20 protein-coding genes are annotated in these 19,969 nt (G+C 73.7%); 10 read left to right on the forward strand and 10 right to left on the reverse strand.

Annotated elements, in window-relative coordinates; translation table 11 throughout:
* The first annotated feature begins 92 nt into the window (after positions 1–92).
* Entirely contained in the window at positions 93–716 is a 624-nt protein-coding gene (locus ACLJQM_RS38605) for a hypothetical protein (RefSeq protein ID WP_360778771.1), read from the forward strand.
* Here the strand turns inward: ACLJQM_RS38605 and ACLJQM_RS38610 are convergent.
* The 4 genes from ACLJQM_RS38610 to ACLJQM_RS38625 all read right to left on the reverse strand — a co-directional run bounded on the left by ACLJQM_RS38610 (position 700) and on the right by ACLJQM_RS38625 (position 6,076).
* Complete coding sequence (locus ACLJQM_RS38610; RefSeq protein ID WP_360778774.1) at positions 700–1,593, reverse strand: TIGR03619 family F420-dependent LLM class oxidoreductase; 894 nt, start codon at positions 1,591–1,593, stop codon at positions 700–702. The genes ACLJQM_RS38605 and ACLJQM_RS38610 overlap by 17 nt on opposite strands.
* A gap of 122 nt (positions 1,594–1,715) precedes the next feature.
* On the reverse strand, positions 1,716–2,900 hold the full coding sequence (locus tag ACLJQM_RS38615; RefSeq protein WP_410635298.1) for an MFS transporter: 1,185 nt from the start codon (positions 2,898–2,900) through the stop codon (positions 1,716–1,718).
* Entirely contained in the window at positions 2,893–4,167 is a 1,275-nt protein-coding gene (locus ACLJQM_RS38620) for a galactosyltransferase-related protein (RefSeq protein WP_410635299.1), read from the reverse strand. The genes ACLJQM_RS38615 and ACLJQM_RS38620 overlap by 8 nt, the downstream gene beginning before the upstream one ends.
* Positions 4,168–4,177: 10 nt before the next feature.
* Entirely contained in the window at positions 4,178–6,076 is a 1,899-nt protein-coding gene (locus tag ACLJQM_RS38625; protein ID WP_360778783.1) for an alpha/beta fold hydrolase, read from the reverse strand.
* Between the two features lie 139 nt (positions 6,077–6,215).
* Here ACLJQM_RS38625 and ACLJQM_RS38630 point away from each other — a divergent pair, with 139 nt between their 5' ends.
* The 4 genes from ACLJQM_RS38630 (at position 6,216) to ACLJQM_RS38645 (ending at position 9,666) form a co-directional block, all read left to right on the forward strand.
* Positions 6,216–7,598 carry an FAD-binding oxidoreductase gene (locus ACLJQM_RS38630; RefSeq protein ID WP_410635300.1) on the forward strand — a complete coding sequence of 461 codons (1,383 nt, stop codon included), beginning with the start codon at positions 6,216–6,218 and terminating at the stop codon, positions 7,596–7,598.
* Positions 7,595–8,974 carry a carboxylesterase/lipase family protein gene (locus ACLJQM_RS38635; protein WP_410635301.1) on the forward strand — a complete coding sequence of 460 codons (1,380 nt, stop codon included), beginning with the start codon at positions 7,595–7,597 and terminating at the stop codon, positions 8,972–8,974. Before ACLJQM_RS38630 ends, ACLJQM_RS38635 begins: the two co-directional genes overlap by 4 nt.
* Before the next feature lie 182 nt (positions 8,975–9,156).
* Positions 9,157–9,369: a DUF5988 family protein gene (locus ACLJQM_RS38640; RefSeq protein ID WP_247014044.1), complete on the forward strand. Its 213-nt coding sequence runs from the start codon at positions 9,157–9,159 to the stop codon at positions 9,367–9,369.
* Between the two features lie 123 nt (positions 9,370–9,492).
* Positions 9,493–9,666: a hypothetical protein gene (locus tag ACLJQM_RS38645; RefSeq protein ID WP_360778792.1), complete on the forward strand. Its 174-nt coding sequence runs from the start codon at positions 9,493–9,495 to the stop codon at positions 9,664–9,666.
* A gap of 110 nt (positions 9,667–9,776) precedes the next feature.
* Here the strand turns inward: ACLJQM_RS38645 and ACLJQM_RS38650 are convergent, their stop codons facing one another.
* Positions 9,777–10,448, reverse strand: a complete 672-nt coding sequence (locus ACLJQM_RS38650) for a response regulator transcription factor (protein ID WP_360778795.1) — start codon at positions 10,446–10,448, stop codon at positions 9,777–9,779.
* A 110-nt stretch (positions 10,449–10,558) separates the two neighbouring features.
* Here ACLJQM_RS38650 and ACLJQM_RS38655 point away from each other — a divergent pair, with 110 nt between their 5' ends.
* Positions 10,559–11,191, forward strand: a complete 633-nt coding sequence (locus tag ACLJQM_RS38655; protein ID WP_410635303.1) for a hypothetical protein — start codon at positions 10,559–10,561, stop codon at positions 11,189–11,191.
* Positions 11,192–11,197: 6 nt separating this feature from the next.
* Here the strand turns inward: ACLJQM_RS38655 and ACLJQM_RS38660 are convergent, their stop codons facing one another.
* Positions 11,198–11,863: a polysaccharide deacetylase family protein gene (locus ACLJQM_RS38660; protein WP_247014052.1), complete on the reverse strand. Its 666-nt coding sequence runs from the start codon at positions 11,861–11,863 to the stop codon at positions 11,198–11,200.
* Positions 11,863–12,528 (reverse strand): glycoside hydrolase family 11 protein, encoded by a 666-nt coding sequence (locus ACLJQM_RS38665; RefSeq protein ID WP_360778801.1) that lies wholly within the window; start codon positions 12,526–12,528, stop codon positions 11,863–11,865. Before ACLJQM_RS38665 ends, ACLJQM_RS38660 begins: the two co-directional genes overlap by 1 nt.
* 197 nt (positions 12,529–12,725) lie before the next feature.
* On the opposite strand from ACLJQM_RS38665, the gene ACLJQM_RS38670 reads away from it, so the two are divergent.
* Positions 12,726–13,052 carry a hypothetical protein gene (locus ACLJQM_RS38670; protein ID WP_360778803.1) on the forward strand — a complete coding sequence of 109 codons (327 nt, stop codon included), beginning with the start codon at positions 12,726–12,728 and terminating at the stop codon, positions 13,050–13,052.
* Between the two features lie 41 nt (positions 13,053–13,093).
* Here the strand turns inward: ACLJQM_RS38670 and ACLJQM_RS38675 are convergent, their stop codons facing one another.
* Positions 13,094–15,634, reverse strand: coding sequence for an ABC transporter permease (locus tag ACLJQM_RS38675; RefSeq protein WP_410635305.1), 2,541 nt, complete (start codon positions 15,632–15,634; stop codon positions 13,094–13,096).
* Positions 15,628–16,362 carry an ABC transporter ATP-binding protein gene (locus ACLJQM_RS38680; protein ID WP_410635306.1) on the reverse strand — a complete coding sequence of 245 codons (735 nt, stop codon included), beginning with the start codon at positions 16,360–16,362 and terminating at the stop codon, positions 15,628–15,630. Before ACLJQM_RS38680 ends, ACLJQM_RS38675 begins: the two co-directional genes overlap by 7 nt.
* Before the next feature lie 125 nt (positions 16,363–16,487).
* Here ACLJQM_RS38680 and ACLJQM_RS38685 point away from each other — a divergent pair, with 125 nt between their 5' ends.
* The 3 genes from ACLJQM_RS38685 to ACLJQM_RS38695 all read left to right on the forward strand — a co-directional run bounded on the left by ACLJQM_RS38685 (position 16,488) and on the right by ACLJQM_RS38695 (position 18,591).
* Positions 16,488–17,687 carry a sensor histidine kinase gene (locus tag ACLJQM_RS38685; RefSeq protein WP_360778812.1) on the forward strand — a complete coding sequence of 400 codons (1,200 nt, stop codon included), beginning with the start codon at positions 16,488–16,490 and terminating at the stop codon, positions 17,685–17,687.
* Complete coding sequence (locus tag ACLJQM_RS38690) at positions 17,675–18,328, forward strand: response regulator (protein ID WP_247014064.1); 654 nt, start codon at positions 17,675–17,677, stop codon at positions 18,326–18,328. The genes ACLJQM_RS38685 and ACLJQM_RS38690 overlap by 13 nt, the downstream gene beginning before the upstream one ends.
* Positions 18,329–18,399: 71 nt before the next feature.
* A complete protein-coding gene (locus ACLJQM_RS38695; protein ID WP_247014066.1) occupies positions 18,400–18,591 on the forward strand; it encodes a hypothetical protein in 192 nt (63 codons plus the stop codon).
* A gap of 216 nt (positions 18,592–18,807) precedes the next feature.
* On the opposite strand, the gene ACLJQM_RS38700 is transcribed toward ACLJQM_RS38695, so the two are convergent.
* The gene (locus tag ACLJQM_RS38700; RefSeq protein ID WP_410635308.1) at positions 18,808–19,890 is read right to left on the reverse strand and encodes an MFS transporter; all 1,083 of its coding nucleotides are present in this window, start codon (positions 19,888–19,890) and stop codon (positions 18,808–18,810) included.
* Between the last annotated feature and the right edge of the window lie 79 nt (positions 19,891–19,969).

Below are 19,969 nucleotides of genomic sequence, written 5' to 3' on the forward strand. Positions count from 1 at the left end.
GGTAGTTCGTTCATGATCGCGCATTGCGCGGGTGACGGGTCTCCGCGGGTTTCGAGGACACTGGGAATCCAAACGGCCGCGGAGGAGAAAAGATGAGCGACCCGAGCACCCGGCGATTCCTGCACGGGGCGGCGGAACTGCTGCTGGCGGGCCCGCAGTGGCGGGCGGGCGGGCGGATCGACCTGCGCGTCGTCGAAGGCGGCTTCGCCACCGTCGTGGCGCCGGACCTGCGGGTGGTGGGTGGCGACCTCGTCACGCCGGAGACGCGCATCGCCCTGCACGGCCGGTCCTTCACCGAGGTGGCGGCGGAGGCGGGGATCGAGGCGGGCGCGCCGGCCGGGGTGTACGGCGACGGGCCGGGCGTCGGCGTCGAGGAGGTGCTCGCGCTGGACCCGGCCGCCGTGGCCGTGGTGCTGCGGGCCTTCGCCGACGGCGACCGCGCCTTGCGGGACTTCGCGCCGGAGGTGGTGCCGATCCTGTGGCCGGAGCACTTCGACGTCGCCGGCACGCTCGACGACGTCGACTACGGCGTCTCCCCGGGCGACGGTCACCTGGCCGAGCCGTACGCGTACGTCGGCCCGTTCGAGAAACGGGAAGGCGCGTTCTGGAACGCGCCCTTCGGTGCCGCGCGGCCGCTCGCCGAGCTGGGCGGGGCCCCGGCGATCAAGGCCTTCTTCGACGAGGGCCGCGCGGCGTCGGTCAGCCCTGCGCGGTGAGCTCCAGCAGGCGGCCGGTGAGGTCGAGGTGCTCCTCGACGCTGCTGGTCAGGTAGCTGATGTCGACGAAGACCTCGTCCGGCTCGAGCACCGAAACGATCTTGACGACGGACTCGGCGATGAGCTCCGGCTTGGTCTCCGGAGCGGCGTTCACGCGCAGCGCGACGCCGAGCGCCCCCGGATCCCGGCCGGCCTGCTCGGCACCGGCGCGGAGCTTGGCGAGGGTGTCGGTCAGGACGTTCGCCGGGAACGCCTCGGGCACCGACCAGACGGGCAGCCAGCCGTCGGCCCGCTCGGCGACGCGGCGCAGCGCCTTCTCCCCGAACCCGGCGAGGTGCACCGGCGGCTTCCGGACCGGCTTGAGGTCGACGTGGCTCTCGGCGATCGTGTAGCCGACGCCGGTGTGGGACACCAGGTCCTGGCTCCACCACTTGCCGAGCAGGTCGAGCAGGTCGTCCAGCCGCTTGCCGCGCTCGGACATCGGGATCCCGACGGCGTCGTACTCGTCCGGCGACCAGCCGATGCCGAGCCCGGGCAGCAGGCGCCCGTTGCTGGCGACGTCGAGGCTGGTCAGCAGCCGCGCGAAGTTGGCGGGCTGGTACTGCGTGGCGTTGATGGTGCTGGACCCGAGGATCGCCGTCTCGGTCACCGCGGCGGCGACCGCGAGCGCGGTGAACGGGTCCTGCGCGGTGTGGAATTCTTCGGGCATGGTGTCGGAACCCGGGTAGGGCACGACGGGGGCGACGGGCGAGAGCAGCCGGTCACCGACCCAGAGGCTCGCCGCCCCGGCCCGCTCGGCTTCGCGCGCGTACCGCGCGATCCCACCCGGTGTGGCCGCCGCCTTGCCGAAGACCGGAAGGCTGAAACCAAGACGCATGATTCTCCCCTGAAGAGCCAACGGACCGTACTGGTCCTGGTGCCACTAGTACTCGCATCTGGTTGCGTGTTCAAGCAGTTCCAGGGGATTCCCGATCTTGAAAGGCCGGCGTGGCGGCCGGGTCACGCCGCGCGCTGGTGGACCGCCTCCGGTTGCTCCGCCGGACGGGTCGCCGTTGCCAGCACCGCGATCGCGGCCAGCGGCACCACCAGCAACGCCAGTGCCGCGCTGATCCCCCACGTCTGCGCCAGCCAGCCGAACAACGCCGGCCCGGCCAGCACGCCCGCCTGGTGCAACGTCGAATACCGCGCGATCGCCAGGCTCGTGTTCCCACCCGCCCCATGCCCGACCGCGCCGGAGATCACCGGGATCACCACCGCCAGGCCGCAGCCCTGGACCGCGAAGCCCGCCAGGCCGATCCACGGGTCCGGCGAAAGCACCGCGACCAGCACGCCCGCCACCGTCGCCGCCATGCTCCAGCGCAGCAACGACACCGGGCCGAGGATGCGGTGCGCGCGGTCGCCGAACACCCGCGTGAACGTCTGGGCCAGCACGAACACGAAGTACCCCAGCGAAGCCACCTCGACGGCCGCACCGCGCTGCTCTCGCAAGAACACGCCGGACCAGCTCGAGACCGCGCCCTCGCACAACGCCGCCGCCGCGCCGAGACCGCCCAGGACCAGGACCGCGCGGGTCCAGCCGGACAACAGGCCCACCGGCTTGCGCGGTCCGCGTCGCACGGTCTCCGGCAACGCGTGCCGCCCGGCCACCAGCGCCAGCACGCACAACACGGCCGCGACCACGTCGAAGTGCGCGCCCAGCGGCACTCCCGCCCGGATCGCGCCCAGCGAACCGAGCGAGCCCACCAGCGCGCCGGCGCCCCACACCGCGTGGAGGCCGCTCAGGAACGGGCGGCCCCCGGCCCGTTCCAGCTCGACGCCCTGGGCGTTCATCGCCACGTCGAGCAGGCCCGCCAGCAGGCCCCACCCCAGCATCGCGGCCGACGCGGCGACCGGGCCCGACGTCACCGTGACCAGCACCGGGCACCACGGGACGAGCGCCGCCGTCCAGCGCAGGACCGTGCGCGTGTCCAGGTGCGCGGACAGGTGCCCCGCCACCTGCATCGCGATCAGCACGCCGACCGTCTGGAACAGCAGCACCGCACCGAGTTCGGCGAAGTCCAGGTCCAGCGCCGCGCGCAGTTCCGGCACGCGCGTGAACCACGTGCCCAGCATGACGCCGACGACGAAGAACACCGTGGCGACAGCGGTCCGCTCCCGGCGCAGGGGAAGAACGGCGCTAGTCATCGGTTCCGGTGCCGCGCTCGAGGTCGCCGTAGCCCTGCTCACCGGTCCACGTGCCGACGGGGACGTGCGCGTTGAACGGCGCCCCGTCCTCGCGCCGCATCGCCGGGCGGCGGTGGGCCAGGTGGACGAACACGTCGTCGAACTGGATCGCCGTGCCCGCGGTGGCGACGCGGTAGAGCATGTCCTCGTCCTCGCCGCCCCAGCCGCGGTAGCGCTCGTCGAGCCCGCCGACCGCGGTGAACAGCTCCGGGGTGAGCCACAGGCACGCGCCCGGCACGTCCCGCAGCAGCAGCCCGCGCGCGCCGGCGAGCGGGACGTCGGCGGAACGCCCGGCGCAGCGGTCCTCGATCAGGCGGTCGCTCGCCTGCGCGTCCAGCGACAGCATTTCCGTGTGCGGCAGGTGCGCGTCGTGGCCGTGCTCGGCGAAGCGCGCGTGGTTGCGCCGCAGGAAGTCGCGGTCGACCAGGATGTCGGCGTCGAGCAGGCACAACGTACGGGCGGCGCCGAGGGTGTGGCGGACGCCCGCGTTGACCGTCCACGACTTGTTGAACAGGCCGTGCCCGGTGACGTGCAGGTAGTGGTCGGCCAGCGGCTCGATCCGGTCCCGCCACCGGGGCTTCTCGTCGAACTCCACCACGGTCACCCGGTAGTCCGACGCGGGCATCGTCTGGTCGCGCAGGGCGAGCAGGCACGCCATCAGGTTGCGGATCCGGCCCGCGCCGTCGCGGTCGGAGATCGGGACGACGACGAGCACCTCGTCGCCGCGCCCGTCCGGGCGGCTCGGCGCGCCGGCGGCGAGGCCGGTCAGCCGCTCGACGTCGGCGGTCCGCGCGTCGAGCGTGTAGTCCGGGCCGCGGAAGTAGTTGATGTAGACGTTGTCGTCGGCGACGTCGGCCCGGGCGGCCAGTTCCCCGGCCAGGGCCGGGTCTTCCTCGAACAGTTCCGCCACCCGCGCGGCCAGGGCGCGCTCGGCATCGGCGTCCGTCGGGTGCGCGACCAGCCGCCGGTAGGCGAGGTCGCTCCCCAGCCGGGTGCCGATCGGGCCGGCCACCGCGCGGTAGAAGCGTTCGCTGTGCATCCAGTAGTCCGCGGCCACGTCGGGCACCGCCGGGTCGAGCGTCAGGACGACGTAGCTCGTCACGCGCGCGGCGAGGTCGCCGGTCGCCGGCTCGGCCCGCCGGTAGGGCGAGACCGCCGCGAACGTGCCGTCACGCCCCGGGCGCGTCGGCTCGATCCGCATCGGGTTCGCCGCCCGCAGCTCGCACATCGGGCTGCAGTCACAGGGGTGTGGTTGCACGGGGAAGCCGCCCTTCGGAGCCGGAGGTGTGGCGGACGAGGGCCGGGACCAGCTCCGGCCAGTCCACTTCGGACAGTTCGTGGCCGGCGCGGTCGAGGATCCGCAGTGCCGCGCCGGGGATCGCCGCCGCCAGCGCGTGCGCGTGGGCGACGGGGTGGATCGGGTCGTCGGCGCCGTGGACCACCAGCGTCGGCGCGGTGATCCGGCCGAGCCGGGGCCGCCACGGCGCGCCGTGGTCGAGGTAGGCGTGGTTGCCCGCGGACTCGAGCGTGCCGCCGGCGCGGGCGAACACCCGGGCCGCCACCCGCCGGTGCGCGTGCTCGTCGAAGTCCCGCCCGGCGAGGAGCCTCGCTCCGGCCACCAGGTGTTCGACGACCGAGTCGCGGTCGGTCCAGTCCGGCGGCTCGACGTCGGCCAGCGCGGTCAGCACGCGCAGCGCCGGCGGCGGCAGGTCGGGGCCGTCCGCACCCTCGCCGGGGCTGGTGGCCACCAGCGTCAGCGACGCGATCCGCGCCGGCTCGGCCAGCGCCGCGACCTGCGCGATCATCCCGCCGAGCGAAATCCCGACGACGTGCGCGCGCTCGACGCCGAGCGCGTCGAGCACGCCGAGCGCGTCCGCGGCCAGGTCACGCAGCTCGTAGGGCGGCTCGCCGGGCGGGTGGTGCACCGACCGGCCGGTGTCGCGGTGGTCGTAGCGGATGACGTACCGGGACCCGGCGGCGAGCAGTTCGCAGAACCCGGCGTCCCACGCCAGCATCGACGCGCCCGACCCGGCCACCAGCAGGATCGCCGGGTCCGCCGGGTCACCGAAGGTCTGCACGCAGAGGTCGACGCCGTTGGCGCGCACGACCCGGTCGCGCCCCGGCACGTCCACCACGAGCGGCAGGTCGTCGAGCAGGTCGCGGAACACCGCGGCGTACGCCGCCCGCTCGGCGGGCATGCCGTGGGTGCGCCGGACGTGCTCCCGGCCGTTGCGCCGCAGCCGCCGGGCCAGCACGTCGTCGTCGAGCAGCCGCCGCACCTGGGTGCGCAGGCCGTCGCGGTCGGCGAACACCAGGCCGGTGGCGTCGTGCTCGACCAGGCACGTGTTGCCGGGGATGTCCCGCACGACGACCGGGCAGCCGACGTCCATCGCTTCGAGCAGCGCGTTCGGGCTGCACTCCGACGTCGAGGTGTTGAGCACCGCGGTCGCCTCGCGCATGGCGGCGTGCAGGTCGTCGCGGTCCAGCGCGCCGACGTACCGCACCGCCGGGCTGTCCCCGCAGCGCCGCCGCACCATGGCCTCGTAGTCCTCGTCGTAGGAGACGCCGGCGATGACGAGCCGGACGCGCTCGTCCTCTTCGTGCAGCTGCTTGACGCAGTCGATCGCGAACAGCGGGTCCTTGACCGGCCGCAGCCCCGCGGGCAGGAGCAGCAGCTTCGCGTCGGCGCCGACGCCGAGCGCGCGGCGCAGCGAGTAGTCCGACGGCGTGGTCTCGACACCCTGCGGGATGCACCGCACCTTGTCGGCGACCTGCGGCCACAGCTCGCGGCTGCGCCGGACGAAGTCGTCGTTGAACGCGACCAGGCCGGCGGCGCGCTCGACCGCCTGGGTCATCACCTGGTGGAACACCGGTTCCAGCGCGTACTCGTTGAGGTCCGTGCCGCCCAGGACGAGCACGTACGGGAGGCCGATCTCGAGGAACGTGCTGCCGCTCAGGAGGGCGTGCGTGCCGACCATCGCGAGCACGTCGCCGTCCTCGGCCACCGCGGACACGGCGGCCTCGTGGGGCTCGAGCCGGACCGCGTGCCCGCCGGCGGACAGGTGCCCGGCGATCCGCCGCGTCGTCGTGTCACCACCACTGGCCGCGGGGCTGTGGAGCAGGGCTAGCAGTTTCATTTCACCACCCCAGTCGGGAATTTCACCACTCGGAGAGGAAGCTGCGGATCAGGGTGGCAGCTCTTCGTCAAGGGGAACGTCTCCTCGATTGCCCGTGCGAAACGCACGTCCCGCGGGGTGCGTCGGATAGGTTCCGGAGGTGCTGATCTACGATCTGACCGCCGCGCTGCCCGACGACCGGCTGGTCCGCGACCCCGACGTCGTGCGGAGCTTCGCCCACGACGAGGCCGAATGGGCGCCGTACGCGCACCCCGCCGTGGTCGTCCGGCCGCACACGGCCGAGGAGGTCCAGGCCGTGGTCCGGGCTTGCCTGCGCACCCGCACGCCGCTCGTCACCCGCGGCGCCGGGACCGGGCTGTCCGGCGGGGCGAACGCCGTCGACGGCTGCGTCGTGCTGGTCACCGACCGGCTCACCGCCGTCAAGGAGATCAACGAGCCGGAGCGGTACGCCGTGGTCGAGCCCGGGGTCGTCAACGACGACCTGCGGGCCGCGTGCGCGGAGCACGGCCTCTGGTACCCGCCCGACCCGGCCAGCTCGCCGTGGTCGACGATCGGCGGGAACGTCGCCACCAACGCCGGTGGCGTCTGCTGCGTCAAGTACGGCGTCACCCGCGACTACGTGCTGGGGCTGCAGGTCGTCACCGGCACCGGCGAGCTCGTCCGGCTCGGCCGCCGCACCGCCAAGGGCGTCGCGGGCTACGACCTGACCGGGCTGCTGGTCGGCTCCGAGGGCACGCTGGGCGTGGTCACCGAGGTCACCGTCCGGCTGCGGCCCGCCCGCGCCGCCGAGCGCACCGTCGCCGGCTACTTCGGGTCCACTGTGGACGCCGGGCGCGCGGCCGCCGCGATCGCCGCGGCCGGTGTGCTGCCTTCGGCGCTGGAGCTCGTCGACCGGCACTGCCTGGCCGCGGTGGACGCGTGGAAGAACATGGGCTTGAGCGCCGACGCCGAAGTCGTGCTCCTCGCCCGCACCGACGCACCGGGTGCCCTCGGCGAGCACGAAGCCGCGGAGATCCTGGCGTGCTTCGAGCAGGCCGGCGCGACGTGGGCCGCGCAGTCGACCGACCAGGCCGAGGCGGACGCGCTGTTCGCCGCGCGCCGGCTGGCCTACCCCGCGCTGGAACGGCTCGGGCCGCTGCTCACCGAGGACGTCTGCGTCCCCACCCAGGCCGTGCCCGAAATGCTCGCCCGGATCGACGCGGCGGGGCGGCGGCACGGCGTGCACATCGCGAACGTGGCGCACATCGGCGACGGCAACCTGCACCCGCTGCTCGTCACCCCGGCCGGCGACGACACCGCGCGCGCCAACGCGCAGGCGGCGTTCGAAGACATCATCGCCGACGCGCTCGACCTCGGCGGCACGGTCACCGGCGAGCACGGCGTCGGCCTGCTCAAGCGGCCCGGGCTGGCCCGCGAGCTCGGCCCGGAGGTGCTGGACCTGCACCGCGCGATCAAGAACGCCCTCGACCCGCACGGGATCCTCAACCCCGGCAAGGTCTTCCCCGAAGGGACACCCGCATGATCGTCCGCACGCACGCCGGTCAGGTCCGCGGCGAAGCCACCGCCACCGGGTTCCGCTTCCGCGGCATCCCGTACGCCGCCGCGCCCGAGGGCGCGCTGCGGTTCGCCCCGCCCGCCCCGGCCCCGGCCTGGGACGGCGTGCGGGACGCCCGCGCCGCCGGGCCCACCGCCCCGCAGCGGCACCGCGAGATCCCGGGCCTCGACCTGTCGGCCGTCGTCGGCGACGGCTGGCGGCCGGGCCCGGAGTACCTGACCGCCGACGTCTGGACGCCGGACCCGGGCGCCGGGAACCTGCCGGTGCTGGTGTTCCTGCACGGTGGCGCGTTCATCGGCGGCACCGGCTCGGCACCCGTGTACGACGGGACGGCGTTCACGGGCGCCGGCGCGGTGCTGGTCACCGTGCAGTACCGGCTCGGCATCGACGGCTTCCTCCCGCTCGACGGCGCGACCAACCTCGGCCTGCGCGACCAGCTGGCCGCGCTGCGGTGGGTCCGGGACACCATCGCCGCGTTCGGCGGCGATCCCGGCAACGTCACGCTCTTCGGCGAGTCCGCGGGCGCGATCAGCGTCGCCTGCCTGCTCGGTTCCCCGCTCTCCGAAGGACTTTTCCGCCGCGCGATCGTCCAAAGCGGACATATGAACCTGGTGCGCGGGCGCGCGGAGCTCGACCGGCTCACGAAGGCCGTGTCGGCCGGGCTGGGCGCCGAACCGACCGCCGCGGCGTTCCGGGAGCTGCCGACCGAGCGGCTGCTCGGAGCGCAGGACGCGCTCCTGAAGCCCGGCGGCACGCCCGACCTGCGCGACACCGGCGGCCGGGACCACGGGTTCGGCCTCAGCCCGTTCCTGCCCCTGGTCGGCGACGACGTCCTGCCCGCTCACCCCGGCGCGGCGATCCGGGACGGCGCGGGCGCCGGGGTCGACCTGGTCGCGGGTGCCTGCCGCGAGGAGATGCGCCTGTACTTCGGCCCGAGCGGCCTGCTCGACGTGCTCACCGAGGAGCAGGCGGTGGCCATGCTGTCGGCGTCGCACCCGGACGCGGCAGGCGTGCTCGGGCGCTACGGCCTCGGGGCGGGCCGGACGGCGGGCGAGGTGTTCGTCGAGGCCATGACCGACCTGGTCTTCCGCGACGGCGTCGCGGAGCTCGTGGCCGCTCACCAGGGCCGGTCGTTCCGGTACGACTTCGCGTGGCAGGCGCCGGAGCTCGGCGCGTGCCACGGCATGGAACTGCCGTTCGTGTTCGATTCCCTGGCCGCCTCGACGTCGTTCACCGGCCCCGGCGCCCCGGCGGAGCTGGCCCGCGAAGTCAACGGCGCGTGGGTGCGGTTCGCCGCCACCGGCGACCCCGGCTGGGGCGCGGACCCGGCCGTCCTGGGCTGAAGCAACCCCTATCCCCCGTTCGGAGAAAACCCTTACAAATTCCGGGTCAACCCCTGTTCTGGTCATTTCCCGGATAGGAGCCGGACATCTTGACACGGCGAACGACCGTCAGGCATCGTCGAAGAGACGCAGGCCACATTTCCTGCTTTCCTCCGCGTAGACGAGCCCACGGAGAATCAATCATGACGAACATCAAAGTGACGCTTTCCGGTGGTCCCGCCGAGCTGATCGAGCGGCACCGTGAATGGACGGTCGGCAGCATCGGCGAAGTCGCGAAGGTCAGCTTCGGCGCCGGCTACGAGCACTTCTCCCACGAAGGCGAGTTCACGACGGGCACCGCGGGCGACCCGGTACCGGTGTTCGCCTGGTGCGGGCGCACCAGAGTCGCCGAGTGACCTGCGTGCGGCGTCTCCACCCGGATCTCCACCCCGCGGAGGTCCTCTTCCACCCGTGACCGGCGTTATCTTCCTCCTCGCCGGGTGCCGCAGCGAGCGGCACCGGGGGAAGGGGAATCCGCGATGGGTGAAGTACTCGGTTTCATGCTGCTCCGTTTCGCCATCATCGGCGGCGGGATCCTGTTGTTGATCCTGCTGCTCGGCGTGGTCGTGTTCGCGCTCAAGAAAGCGGGCCGGTACGACCGGGCGAAGGAGGCCGGCGGCAAAGCGCTTCGTTACCGATCCGGCCAAAAGTAGGCCGCCGCCGCAACGTCACGCAACCGTTGTCGCGGGCCGATCCGGCCGTGGCTGTGGTCGGATCGGTAACCGACGGCGCAGTCCTGAACGAGCGCGGCAAATCGTGACCTTCAGTCGTGGTCGAGGCCGTGCCGCACGGCGTAGCGCATGGCCTCGATCCGGTTGCGGGCGCCGATCTTGGCGAACGCGTTGTTGATGTGCGTTTTCACGGTCGTCTCGGCGACGAACAGCGCGGCCGCGATCTCGCCGTTGCTCAGCCCGGCGGTGATCAGGCCGAGCACTTCGGCCTCGCGGGCGGTGAGCCCGTCCGGCGGGCTTTCCCGGCGCGGGGCGGCTTTCCGCGCGCCCGGGCCGAGCAGCGCGCCGGCGACCCGGTGCGAGACCTCGGCACCGAACGTCAGCTGCCCCGCGGCCACGGCCCGCAGCGCGGCCCCGATTTCGGCGCGGCCCGCGTCCTTGGTCAGGTACCCGCGCGCCCCGGCGGCCACCGCGCCGGCGATCGAGGCGTCGTCGGCGTACGTCGTCAGCACCACGACGGCGACGCCCGGGTGGTCCCGGGTGATCCGCCGGGTCGCTTCGACCCCGCTCAGCACGGGCATGTTGAGGTCCATCAGCACGACGTCGGGTTCGAGCCGCGAGACGAGTTCGAGCGCCTGCGCGCCGTCCGCCGCGGTCCCGGTCACCTCGACGTCGTCGAGCAGGTCCAGCAGCGCGGCCAGCCCTTCGCGCACGGCCTGCTGGTCATCGGCCACGATCACCCCGATCGGCCGCGGCTCGCCCATGGTCCCCTCCCGGTTGCCCCGGAAACGCTACCACCGGCCGGGTGGGGTCCACTGTGGATGACAATGCCGGGGTGCTGACTCGTGAACACGTGCGAACCCATGGGTGGCGCGTGGCGCTCGTGGCGGCGGCGATCGCCGTGGTCCCCTTCGCGCGGAACGACCCCTTCGCGGCGGTCTTCGGCCTGCTACCGATCCTCGTTTGGGCGTACTCGCCCCGCTCACCGTGGACCGGCGTGGTCTTGGTGGTCCTGCTGGCGTGGTTCGTGCTCCCCCGCGAACTGGACGCGACCGGCCGGTGGGTCCCGGCGGCGATCGAGGTGTACTGGCTGTACCCGCTCGTGGCCGCGGTCGCGTGGGCGGCCCTCGAACGGCGGAACTTCGGGCGGCTCACGGCCGTGGTGCTCACCGGGTTCGCCGTCACCTTCGGGGTCCTGGTCACCGGCTGGCAGGCCGCCCCCGGCGCCGAAGGCGTGTCGCCCGGTCCACCGGGGCTGCGGATCGCGCAGGACATCGGCTGCGGTTCGGGCGGCTGCTGGCGGGTCCTGACGGCCACCGGCGACCGGGCTCCGGAAGTGGTGGCCGGGTACCTGACGGCCGAGAACTTCACGCCGGCGCCGGAGAGCGACATCACGCGGGCGCCCCGCTTCTGCCGGACGGTCGGGCTCCTGGTGACCCACCAGACGTGCGCCGAGGTCCGCCCACTGGGGCCGGCCTCGGCGCGCGTCGAGTGGTACGTCGACTGAACCCGGTCAGCCCGGCGCCACCGCCCGGCCCGTCGACGGCGAGATCATCCCCGCGCACAGGCCCCGGCTCGCCAGGTTCTGCGCGATGCGCGGAATCGCCGTCAAGGTGTTGGCCGGCCACTCGTGCATCAGGATGATCTGGCCGTTCTGCAGCCGCCCGTTGGCCTGGACGATCGCGTCGACGCTCGCGTTGTTCCAGTCCTGGGAATCGACGTCCCAGATGATCTGGCGGAGGCCGTACTTCGCTTCCACCGCCTGGACCGTCCCGTTCGTTTCCCCGTACGGCGGGCGGAACAGCCGGGGCGTGCCGCCGCCCGCGGCCGCGATCGCCTGCTGCGTGCGGGAAATCTCCGAGTCGACCTGGGCCTGGCTCTGCTGGGTCAGGTGCGGGTGCGTGTAGCTGTGGTTGCCCACCCACATCCCCGCGCTCACCTGCGCGCGGACCTGGGCCGGGTACGCGGCCGCGTACTGGCCCTCGTTGAACATCGTGGCCCGCAACCCGTTCTGCCGCAACGCGTTCAGCAGCGCCGGGGTCTTGCCCGACGACGGCCCGTCGTCGAACGTCAGGCCGACGTACCCGCCGCACGCCGCCGCCTGGGCCGGCGCACCCGCGCACACGCTCGCCGCCGCCAGCACCGCGGCGGTCAGCACAATCCTCGTGGCACGCATCATCAGCCCACCGTCAGGTTCGAGTTGCCGCTGCTCTGGTAACCCTCGGTGGCGAGGATCATGTAGTAGTTGAAGCTGCCCATCCGCATGCCGTAACGGGCCCATGCGTCGAAGTGGTTGCCGGTGGTGATGGTGCCGCCGGTCTTCTTCTGCTGCCGGACGCTCCAGTACTGGTTGAACGTCTTGGTCCCTTCGACGGACGGCGCGTTGTAGCGGGTCGTCTGGTAGATGTCGTAGGTACCGCCGTCGCTGGTCACCGTGCCCTTGTACGTCCCGGTGGGCCGGTAGGTGCCCCAGTTGTCGACGATGTAGTACTCGACCAGCGGGTTGGACGTCCAGCCGTAGAGCGCCAGGTAGCCGTTGCCGGAGGGGTTGAAGCTGCCGGAGTAGTTCACCGTGCGGCGGCTGCCGTTGCTCCAGCCCTTGCCGCCGACGAAGTTCCCGACGTTGCTCCAGTTCATCCGGTAGTTGCCGCCCGAGCCGAGCGTCATGCTGACCGAGCCGCCACCGTCGGTCCAGAACGAGTAGTAGTACCCGTTGTTGTTCCCGGTCTGGCTGGTGGTGATGACGGTGTCGGCCCTGGCGGTGCCGGGCAGGAATGCGGCGATCAGCGCGAGAACGGCGCCACCGGCGAACACCCTGCCGCGGCCGCGTTTCTTGGTGAGCATGCTTCCTCCTCGTCGAGGACTGGGGATGGCGAAAGCATGCGAGCTGCACCGGCGGTGGGGCAATAACTTTCGGAAAGTTTCGATGCTCCCGCGGCCCGGTCTTTCCGTCAACCCCTATGAATTCAGGGGGAATTGCCGCGCCCGGAAAGCGCTAGCGTCGGCACCGCACTGTTTCCTACCCAACGGGGGGTTCCACGATGAAACGCATTGCGGCGACGGCGGCACTCGGACTGGCCTTCGCGGCCCTGCCCCTGGTGGCCGGCCCGGCGTCCGCGTCGGAGTCGGTCACCTGCGGCAACTACGCGACGCAGGGGGCGGCCGGGCCCAGCGCGCGCGACTACCACTGGGGCAACTGCGGTTCCGCCGCCACGAAGATCAAGGTCTATTCCCTGACCTACGGCGGTGCGTTCAAGACGCTGGTCGGCGAAAAGTGCGTCGCCGCCGGCACCGCGGCCCTGATCGGGCAGACGACGCAGTACCTCGTGTCGTCCTACACCGGCGAGGACACCGGCGCGGCCTGCTGAACCGGTGCGGGGCGGGCCACCCGGCCCGCCCCGCACTCCCCTTATTCGCGCAGCCCGATCGCGTCGATCGGCCTGGCGCGCAACGCGACCCTCGTCGCGACCCCGATCGCCACCATCCCCAGCAGCACCGCGCCGCCGGTGATTCCGAAGTAGACGGACAGCGGGCCGGCCGGCAGCGGGGTTCCCCGCAGCCCGGCGTTGAGCAGCGCGAGCGGCACCACCGCGACGAGCGTCCCGAGCACCACCGCGATCCCGACCGTGGCCACCGCTTCGAGCCGCATCATGCGGGTCACCTGGCGGCGCGTCGTGCCCACCAGCCGCAGCAGCGCGAATTCGCGGCCGCGTTGCGCCGTCGTCAGCACCAGCGTGTTGGCCACCGAAATCGCCAGGTACCCCACGATGACGCCGACCGCGACCAGGTTCAGGTAGAACTGCGCCTGCCGGTCGCCGCCCTCCGGCGCGGACGCCGACGCCGCCGGGGCCACCACCAGACCCGGGTACGGCAGCGCGCGCAGGGCCGAGGCCACCGCTTCCGCGTCCGCCCCCGGTTCGCGCCGGACCAGCACCGAGTCGTCGAGGCGGCCGCCGGTGTGCTGCCGCGCCAGCTCGACCGGCAGCACGAAGTCGCCGAACGCCAGGTCGTGCGTGTACGTCGCCACCACCCGCAGCTTCGCCGGCACGCCGTCGCCGAAGTAGAACTCGACCTCGTCGCCGGGCTTCTTGTCCAGCCAGTCCGCTTCCGAGCGGCTCAGCGCCACCGCGTCGCCGGTCAGGTCGGTGAGCCGCCCGGCGTCGACGCCGAGTTCGAGCGCGCCCCCGGCCTGGTCGGCCGCGAGACCCTGCGCCGGCTTCCGCTGCACCTCGACGCTGTCGCCCACGGTGGACGCGGTGAGCACGGACGTCCGGACCACCGGCGTCGCCACGGCCACGCCCGGCACCCGCCGCACCGCCGCCGCGACCTCGGGCGAGACCCCGCCCGGGCCGGCCAGCACGTAGTCCGCGGTCGTCGACCGCTCCGCCTCCTGCCGCGCGGCTTCGGTGCTCGACGTCTGGCTGTAGAACGTGGCCAGCGCGAACGCCACCGCCAGCATCAGCGGGGTCACGGCCGCGGCCACGCGCCGGGCGTTGGCGTGCGCGTTCGCGCCCGCCAGGTACCCGCTGATCCGCCAGACCCGCGCCAGCACCGGCGCGAGGAACCGCACCACCAGGCCGGTCACCTGCGGGCCGACCACGGCCAGCCCGATCACGACGACGAGCGTCGACATCGTCGAGGTGGCGGTCGCCACGTCACCGCGCAGGAACAGCGGGACCAGCGCGCCGCCGAAGCCGGCGAGCACCAGGCTCCAGCCGGTGATCAGCCGGGCGCGGCCGAGCTCCCGCCGTTCCACCGCGGCCTCGGTCAGCGCCTCCACCGGGTTGATGGTCGACGGCCGCCGCGACGCCGCCCAGGCGGCCAGCCGGGCCGCGCCCAGGCCGAGCAGGAGCGCGGCGACGAGCGGGATCGGGCTGATGGCCAGGCCGAAGTCGGCCGGGACCACGCCGATCGCGGCGAAGGCGTCCCGCAGCCCGGACGCGACCGCGAGCCCCAGCACGCTGCCGAGGACGCCGGCGGCGAGCGCGATCACCGTCGTTTCGGTGCCGATGAGCTTGCGGATCTGCCGCGGGGTCGCCGCGACCGCGCGCAGCAGCGCGAACTCCCGCCGCCGCTGGTTGATGGTCAGGGCCAGCGTGCTCGCGACGACGAACACCGCGACGAGCAGCGCGAAGCCGCCGAACGAGCCCGCGATCGCCAGCAGCAGCGTCCGCGTCTGGCTGACGTCGAGGAATTCGACGCTGCTGCGCTCGACGCCGGTGGTCACCTCGGTGCCGGGCGCGACCGCGCGCACCCGCTCGGCGAGGGCCTCCGGGGCGACGCCGGGGTCGGCCAGCACGCCGATCGCGTGCGCCTGCCCGGGCCGTCCGGCCAGCTCCACGGCCTTTTCCGGGGTGAAGAACACCGCCGGCTGCCGGGCCATCGCGTCGACGATCCCGCTCACCCGGAACACCGACGGCGTCGAGCGCGTCGCGATCCGGACCTGGCCGCCGACACCGACCCCGGCGTCCCGCGCCAGCGCGGCGTCGAGCACGACTTCGCCGGGCGCCGCGGGGGCCTGGCCGCCGCGCAGGGTGAAGGGCGCCAGCACGGCCGCGTCCCAGTTGTGGCCCAGCGACTCGGCGCCGCCGAGGACGCGGCCGTCGCCGGTCACGACCCGCGCCGGGAAGCTCTGCTCCGCCACCGCCGTGCGCACGCCGGGGAGCCCGGCGATCCGCCCGGCCAGTTCGGCCGGGACCGCGGGCTGCTCGCCGACCTGCTCGAACGAGAGGGCGTCGGCCCCGGGCGGCCGGACGGTCTGGGCGCCGCCGACGACGACGGCCGCGGCGGCGTAGCGCTGGGTGGGGACCCCGGCGCGCAGGCCGGATTCCATGAGGACGCCGCAGGCCGCCACGAGGGCGGTCCCGCACAGGATCGCGATGAAGGCGCCGGCGAACCCGCCGAGCCGGCTCCGGATCGTCTGCCAGGCGAGGGACAGCACGCTCACCACTCCCCGAGGTGCGTCATCCGCTCCGCGACCCGCTCGGGGGTCGGGTGCGGGAGGTGACCGGCCAGCTTGCCGTCGGCCAGGAACAGGACGCCGTGCGCGGCCGAAGCCGCGACCGGGTCGTGGGTGACCATCAGGACGGTCTGCCCCATGCCCTCGACGACGTCGCGGAGCAGGTCCAGCACCTGCCGCCCGGTGCGGGTGTCCAGCGCACCGGTCGGTTCGTCGGCCAGCACCACCTCGGGCCGGGTGACCAGCGCTCGCGCGATCGCCACGCGCTGCTGCTGCCCGCCGGACAGCTCGGCCGGCCGGTGCTCGAGCCGCTTCGCGATCCCCACGCCCTCGACGACCTCGCGCAGCCACCGCGGGTCCGGCTTCTCGCCGGCGAGCCGCAGCGGGAGCGTGATGTTCTGCAGCACGTTCAGCGCCGGCAGCAGGTTGTAGGCCTGGAAGACGAACCCGATCCGGGTGCGCCGCAGCCGCGTCAGCTCGGCTTCCTTCATCTTGCCGATCTCGGTGCCGCCCAGCAGCACCCGCCCGGACGTCGGCCGGTCCAGGCCGGCCGCGCAGTGCAGGAAGGTGCTCTTGCCGGAGCCGGACGGCCCCATCACCGCGGTGAACGTGCCGCGCGCCACCCCCGCCGACACGCCGTCGAGCGCGGTGACGGCGCCGTCACCGGAGCCGTACACCTTCCGCACGCCGGCCAGTTCCACGGCATACGCTGTCGTCATCGAAATCCCCTTTGCTTGCCTTGCACCGAAAACTAGGCGGGCGGGGCCGGGAGCTCGATCCCGTGGACGGGTGGATCCGGGGTAGCGCCAGCACCACCACGGCGGTGGGGTGGGACACTGGCGGCGTGACGACCCGCCTGCGCGAGTGCTGGTCGGCGGTCCGTTACCTGGTGGTCGGCGCCGGCACTTCGCTGCTGTCGATCTTCGCCCTCATGGGGCTCGTCGCCGTGCTCCTGCTGTGCCCCTTCGGCGTCGGGATCCCTTCGCTGGCCCCGGCGATCCGGCTGTCGCGGTGGCCGGTGGGCGTCGAGCGCCGCCGGGCCGCGCGGGCGCTCGGCACGCCGATCCCCGAGCCGTACCGGGACGGTTCCCCGCTGAAGGACCCGGCCACCCGCCGCGACGTCGCGTGGCTGGCCGTCCACGCCGCGACCGGGGTGTTCCTCGGCTCGCTGGCGATCGGGCTCCCGCTCGGCGTGGTCCAGCAGCTCGTGACGGCCTTCGTGTGGCCCGCGGTGCCCGGTGGGATCGAGGGGTCCGTCGGGCTGGTGGTGAACTCGTGGCCGCGCGCCGGGCTGACGCTGCTCGTCGGCGCCGCCTTCGCCGCGTTGACGCTGCTGCTCCCCCGCGCCGCGCGCCGGCAGGCCCGGACCGCGCGGTCGTTGCTCGCCCCCGGCCCCGGCGTGGTCCTCGCCGACCGGGTCGCCGAACTGACCGCGACGCGGGCGGCGGCGCTGGAGGCGCACGGCGCCGAGCTGCGCCGCATCGAGCGCGACCTGCACGACGGCACGCAGGCCCGGATCGCGGCGGTCGTGCTGCAGCTGGGCGTCGCCGGCCAGCTCTACGACCGCGACCCGGCCACCGCGCGCGAGCTGCTGGTGAAGGCCCAGGACACGGCGACCGACGCGCTGGCCGAGCTGCGCACGGTGGTCCGCAGCATCCACCCGCCGCTGCTGAGCGAGCGCGGCCTGGCCGGCGCGGTCCGCGCGCTGGGCGAGCGCAGCCCGGTCCCGGTCACGGTCACCGTTTCCGACGACACCGGCCGCCCGGCCGCGGTCGAGGCCGCCGCGTACTTCGTCGTCGCCGAGGCGCTGGCCAACGTGACCAAGCACGCCGACGCGTCCCGGGTGGACATCACGCTGAGCGGCCCGCCGGGGTTGCTGCGCCTGGAAATCCGCGACGACGGCCGCGGCGGCGCGGACGAGTCCGCCGGGAGCGGCCTCGCCGGGATCCGCCGCCGCGCCGAGGCCTTCGACGGAACGCTGAGCCTGACCAGCCCACCCGGTGGGCCGACCGTGCTGCGAGTGGAGCTGCCATGCGGGTCGTGATCGCCGAGGACGACGCGCTGCTGCGCGAAGGACTCGCGCTGCTGCTGAAGACGTCGGGCATCGAGGTGGTCGCCGCGGTGGACAACGCCGAGGACTTCCTCGCGTTCGTCGAAGGCGACCGGCCCGACGCCGTCGTGATGGACGTGCGGATGCCCCCGACCCACCGCGACGAAGGACTGCGCGCCGCCGTGCGCGCCCGGGAGATCCACCCGGGACTGCCGGTGCTGGTGCTGTCCGCGCACGTGGAGACGAGCTACGCGGTGGAGCTGCTCGCCGACGGCGTCGGCGGGGTCGGCTACCTGCTCAAGGAGCGCGTCGGCAAGGTCGAGCGGTTCATCGACGCGCTCCGGCGGGTCGCCAAGGGCGGCACGGCGATGGACCCCGAGGTGATCGGCCAGCTGATGGCCCGCCGCCGGGCCGCGGACCCCCTGGCCGCGTTGACCGCCCGGGAGCGCGAGGTGCTGGCGCTGATGGCCGAGGGCTACAACAACGGCACGATCGCGGAACTGCTGGTCGTCAGCGACGGCGCGGTCCTCAAGCACATCCGCAACATCTTCGCGAAGCTCGGCTTGCCTTCCGACGAAGGCGGGCACCGGCGGGTGCTGGCCGTGCTGGCCTACCTGCAGCGGGATGCGGGGTAGCGCAGGCACCACCCCGCATCCGGGTGCTGACGGCATCGATCCCGGCCCGCCGGATCCCTAACGTTTCCGGCATGACCGAAACCCGCCCCACCACCACCGCCGCCCCCATCCTCCTCTGGCTGGTCCTGCTCGTCAGCGGAGCCGCGAACGCCGCGGGCCCGCTGATCGGCCTCGACTTCACCATCCGGATGGTGGCGGGCGGCATCGCGATCGTCGCGATCGCGGGCTTGATCACCTACTACGTCCGGCGCCGGCGGGGGTGAACCACCAACGCCGCGGCGAGCACCGGACCCGGCGTCGCCCCCTCACCGACCACATGGTCGCCGCGGCATCGCCATCACCGGCTTTCACCCACTACATCCGACGCCGCAAGGCGTGAACCACCAGCGCCGCGGCGACCAAGGCGAGCACCGGACCCACCGTCGCCCCCTCACCGACCGCATGGTCGCCGCGGCATCGCCATCACCGGCTTTCACCCACTACATCCGACGCCGCAAGGCGTGAACCACCAACGCCGCAGCGACCAGCGCCGCGGCCGGCCAGAACGGGCTCGCAACGGCTCCGGCGAGCACGGGACCCGCCGTGGCCCCGGCGTTGAACGCCGCCGTCGCGTAGGACCCCTTCATCGTCGGGGCGCCCTCGGCCAGCCGCAGGATCCGGGCGATCACCGTGCCGCCCACCGCGAAGGACAGCGCGCCTTGCGTGAAGGCGAGCGTCACGAGTGCCGCCGGGACCTGCGCGGTCAAGGCCAGCGCGACCCACCCGGCCAGCAGGAGCGGGCCGCCGACGGTGACGACCCGCCCGGGCCACCGGTCGGCGAGCCGGCCGGCCGCGGTGATCCCGGCGAAGCACCCCACCCCGAAGGCGCCCAGCACCACCGGCACCGGGGCGACGCCCGCGGCCGCCGGTGCCAGGTAGGTGAAGACGCCGAACGTGGCCGCGTTGACGAGCGCGCCGGTCAGCAGCACCCCCGACAGCGGCCGCAGCTCGGCCAGCTCGGCGCGGAGGCCGGCCGGCTTGGGGCCCGCCGCCGTGTCGGGGATCCACCAGAGCGCCGCGAACGCGGGCAGGCACAGCAGCGTGACGGCCCAGAACGCCGGCCGCCACCCGAGCAGCGCCCCGCCGGGGATGCCGACGACGCACGCCACCGTCGTGCCGCCCAGCAGGACGGCGAGCGCCCGGCCGGGCCGTTCCAGGGCCGCGGCGACGGTCAACGCGACGGCGAGGAACCCCGCGTTGGCGACGGCCGCCACCACCCGCGTCGCGACGAGGACGCCGAACGACGTCGTGAGGCCGCCGACGACGTGCATCGCGACGAAGACGGCGAGGAAGCACACCAGCGCGGTGCGCCGCCGCCACGACCGCGAAAGCGCGGCCACCACCGGCGCTCCGGCGACCATCCCGGCGGCGAAGGCGGACGTCAGCAGCCCGGCTTGCGCGAGCGAGACGCCGAAGGCGGCGGCGATGCCGGGGACGAGCCCGGCGAGCATGAATTCGGACGTCGCCATGGCGAACACGGCCACGGCGAGGAGGTACAGAGGCACGGAAGCTCCAGGGAACACGAGATCGACAGGACGATTTCGTGGTCACCCGGTGACCCGGGAACGGGAAGTTATCGGGCCGCCGGGAAGACCGGCAGCC

The organism is Amycolatopsis sp. cmx-4-83 (genome assembly GCF_046548815.1).
Classification (GTDB): Bacteria; Actinomycetota; Actinomycetes; order Mycobacteriales; family Pseudonocardiaceae; genus Amycolatopsis; species Amycolatopsis pretoriensis_A.

Excerpts from the sequence above, each read along its gene's own strand:
- ACLJQM_RS38635 (WP_410635301.1), top strand. The coding sequence starts at position 7,595 with ATGATCGTCCGCACGCACGCCGGTCAGGTCCGCGGCGAAGCCACCGCC.
- ACLJQM_RS38645 (WP_360778792.1), top strand. The coding sequence starts at position 9,493 with ATGGGTGAAGTACTCGGTTTCATGCTGCTCCGTTTCGCCATCATCGGC.
- ACLJQM_RS38610 (WP_360778774.1), bottom strand. The coding sequence starts at position 1,593 with ATGCGTCTTGGTTTCAGCCTTCCGGTCTTCGGCAAGGCGGCGGCCACA.
- ACLJQM_RS38665 (WP_360778801.1), bottom strand. The coding sequence starts at position 12,528 with ATGCTCACCAAGAAACGCGGCCGCGGCAGGGTGTTCGCCGGTGGCGCC.
- ACLJQM_RS38605 (WP_360778771.1), top strand. The coding sequence starts at position 93 with ATGAGCGACCCGAGCACCCGGCGATTCCTGCACGGGGCGGCGGAACTG.
- ACLJQM_RS38660 (WP_247014052.1), bottom strand. The coding sequence starts at position 11,863 with ATGATGCGTGCCACGAGGATTGTGCTGACCGCCGCGGTGCTGGCGGCG.
- ACLJQM_RS38650 (WP_360778795.1), bottom strand. The coding sequence starts at position 10,448 with ATGGGCGAGCCGCGGCCGATCGGGGTGATCGTGGCCGATGACCAGCAG.
- ACLJQM_RS38615 (WP_410635298.1), bottom strand. The coding sequence starts at position 2,900 with ATGACTAGCGCCGTTCTTCCCCTGCGCCGGGAGCGGACCGCTGTCGCC.
- ACLJQM_RS38670 (WP_360778803.1), top strand. The coding sequence starts at position 12,726 with ATGAAACGCATTGCGGCGACGGCGGCACTCGGACTGGCCTTCGCGGCC.
- ACLJQM_RS38640 (WP_247014044.1), top strand. The coding sequence starts at position 9,157 with ATGACGAACATCAAAGTGACGCTTTCCGGTGGTCCCGCCGAGCTGATC.
- ACLJQM_RS38620 (WP_410635299.1), bottom strand. The coding sequence starts at position 4,167 with ATGTGCGAGCTGCGGGCGGCGAACCCGATGCGGATCGAGCCGACGCGC.
- ACLJQM_RS38625 (WP_360778783.1), bottom strand. The coding sequence starts at position 6,076 with ATGAAACTGCTAGCCCTGCTCCACAGCCCCGCGGCCAGTGGTGGTGAC.
- ACLJQM_RS38680 (WP_410635306.1), bottom strand. The coding sequence starts at position 16,362 with ATGACGACAGCGTATGCCGTGGAACTGGCCGGCGTGCGGAAGGTGTAC.
- ACLJQM_RS38690 (WP_247014064.1), top strand. The coding sequence starts at position 17,675 with ATGCGGGTCGTGATCGCCGAGGACGACGCGCTGCTGCGCGAAGGACTC.
- ACLJQM_RS38695 (WP_247014066.1), top strand. The coding sequence starts at position 18,400 with ATGACCGAAACCCGCCCCACCACCACCGCCGCCCCCATCCTCCTCTGG.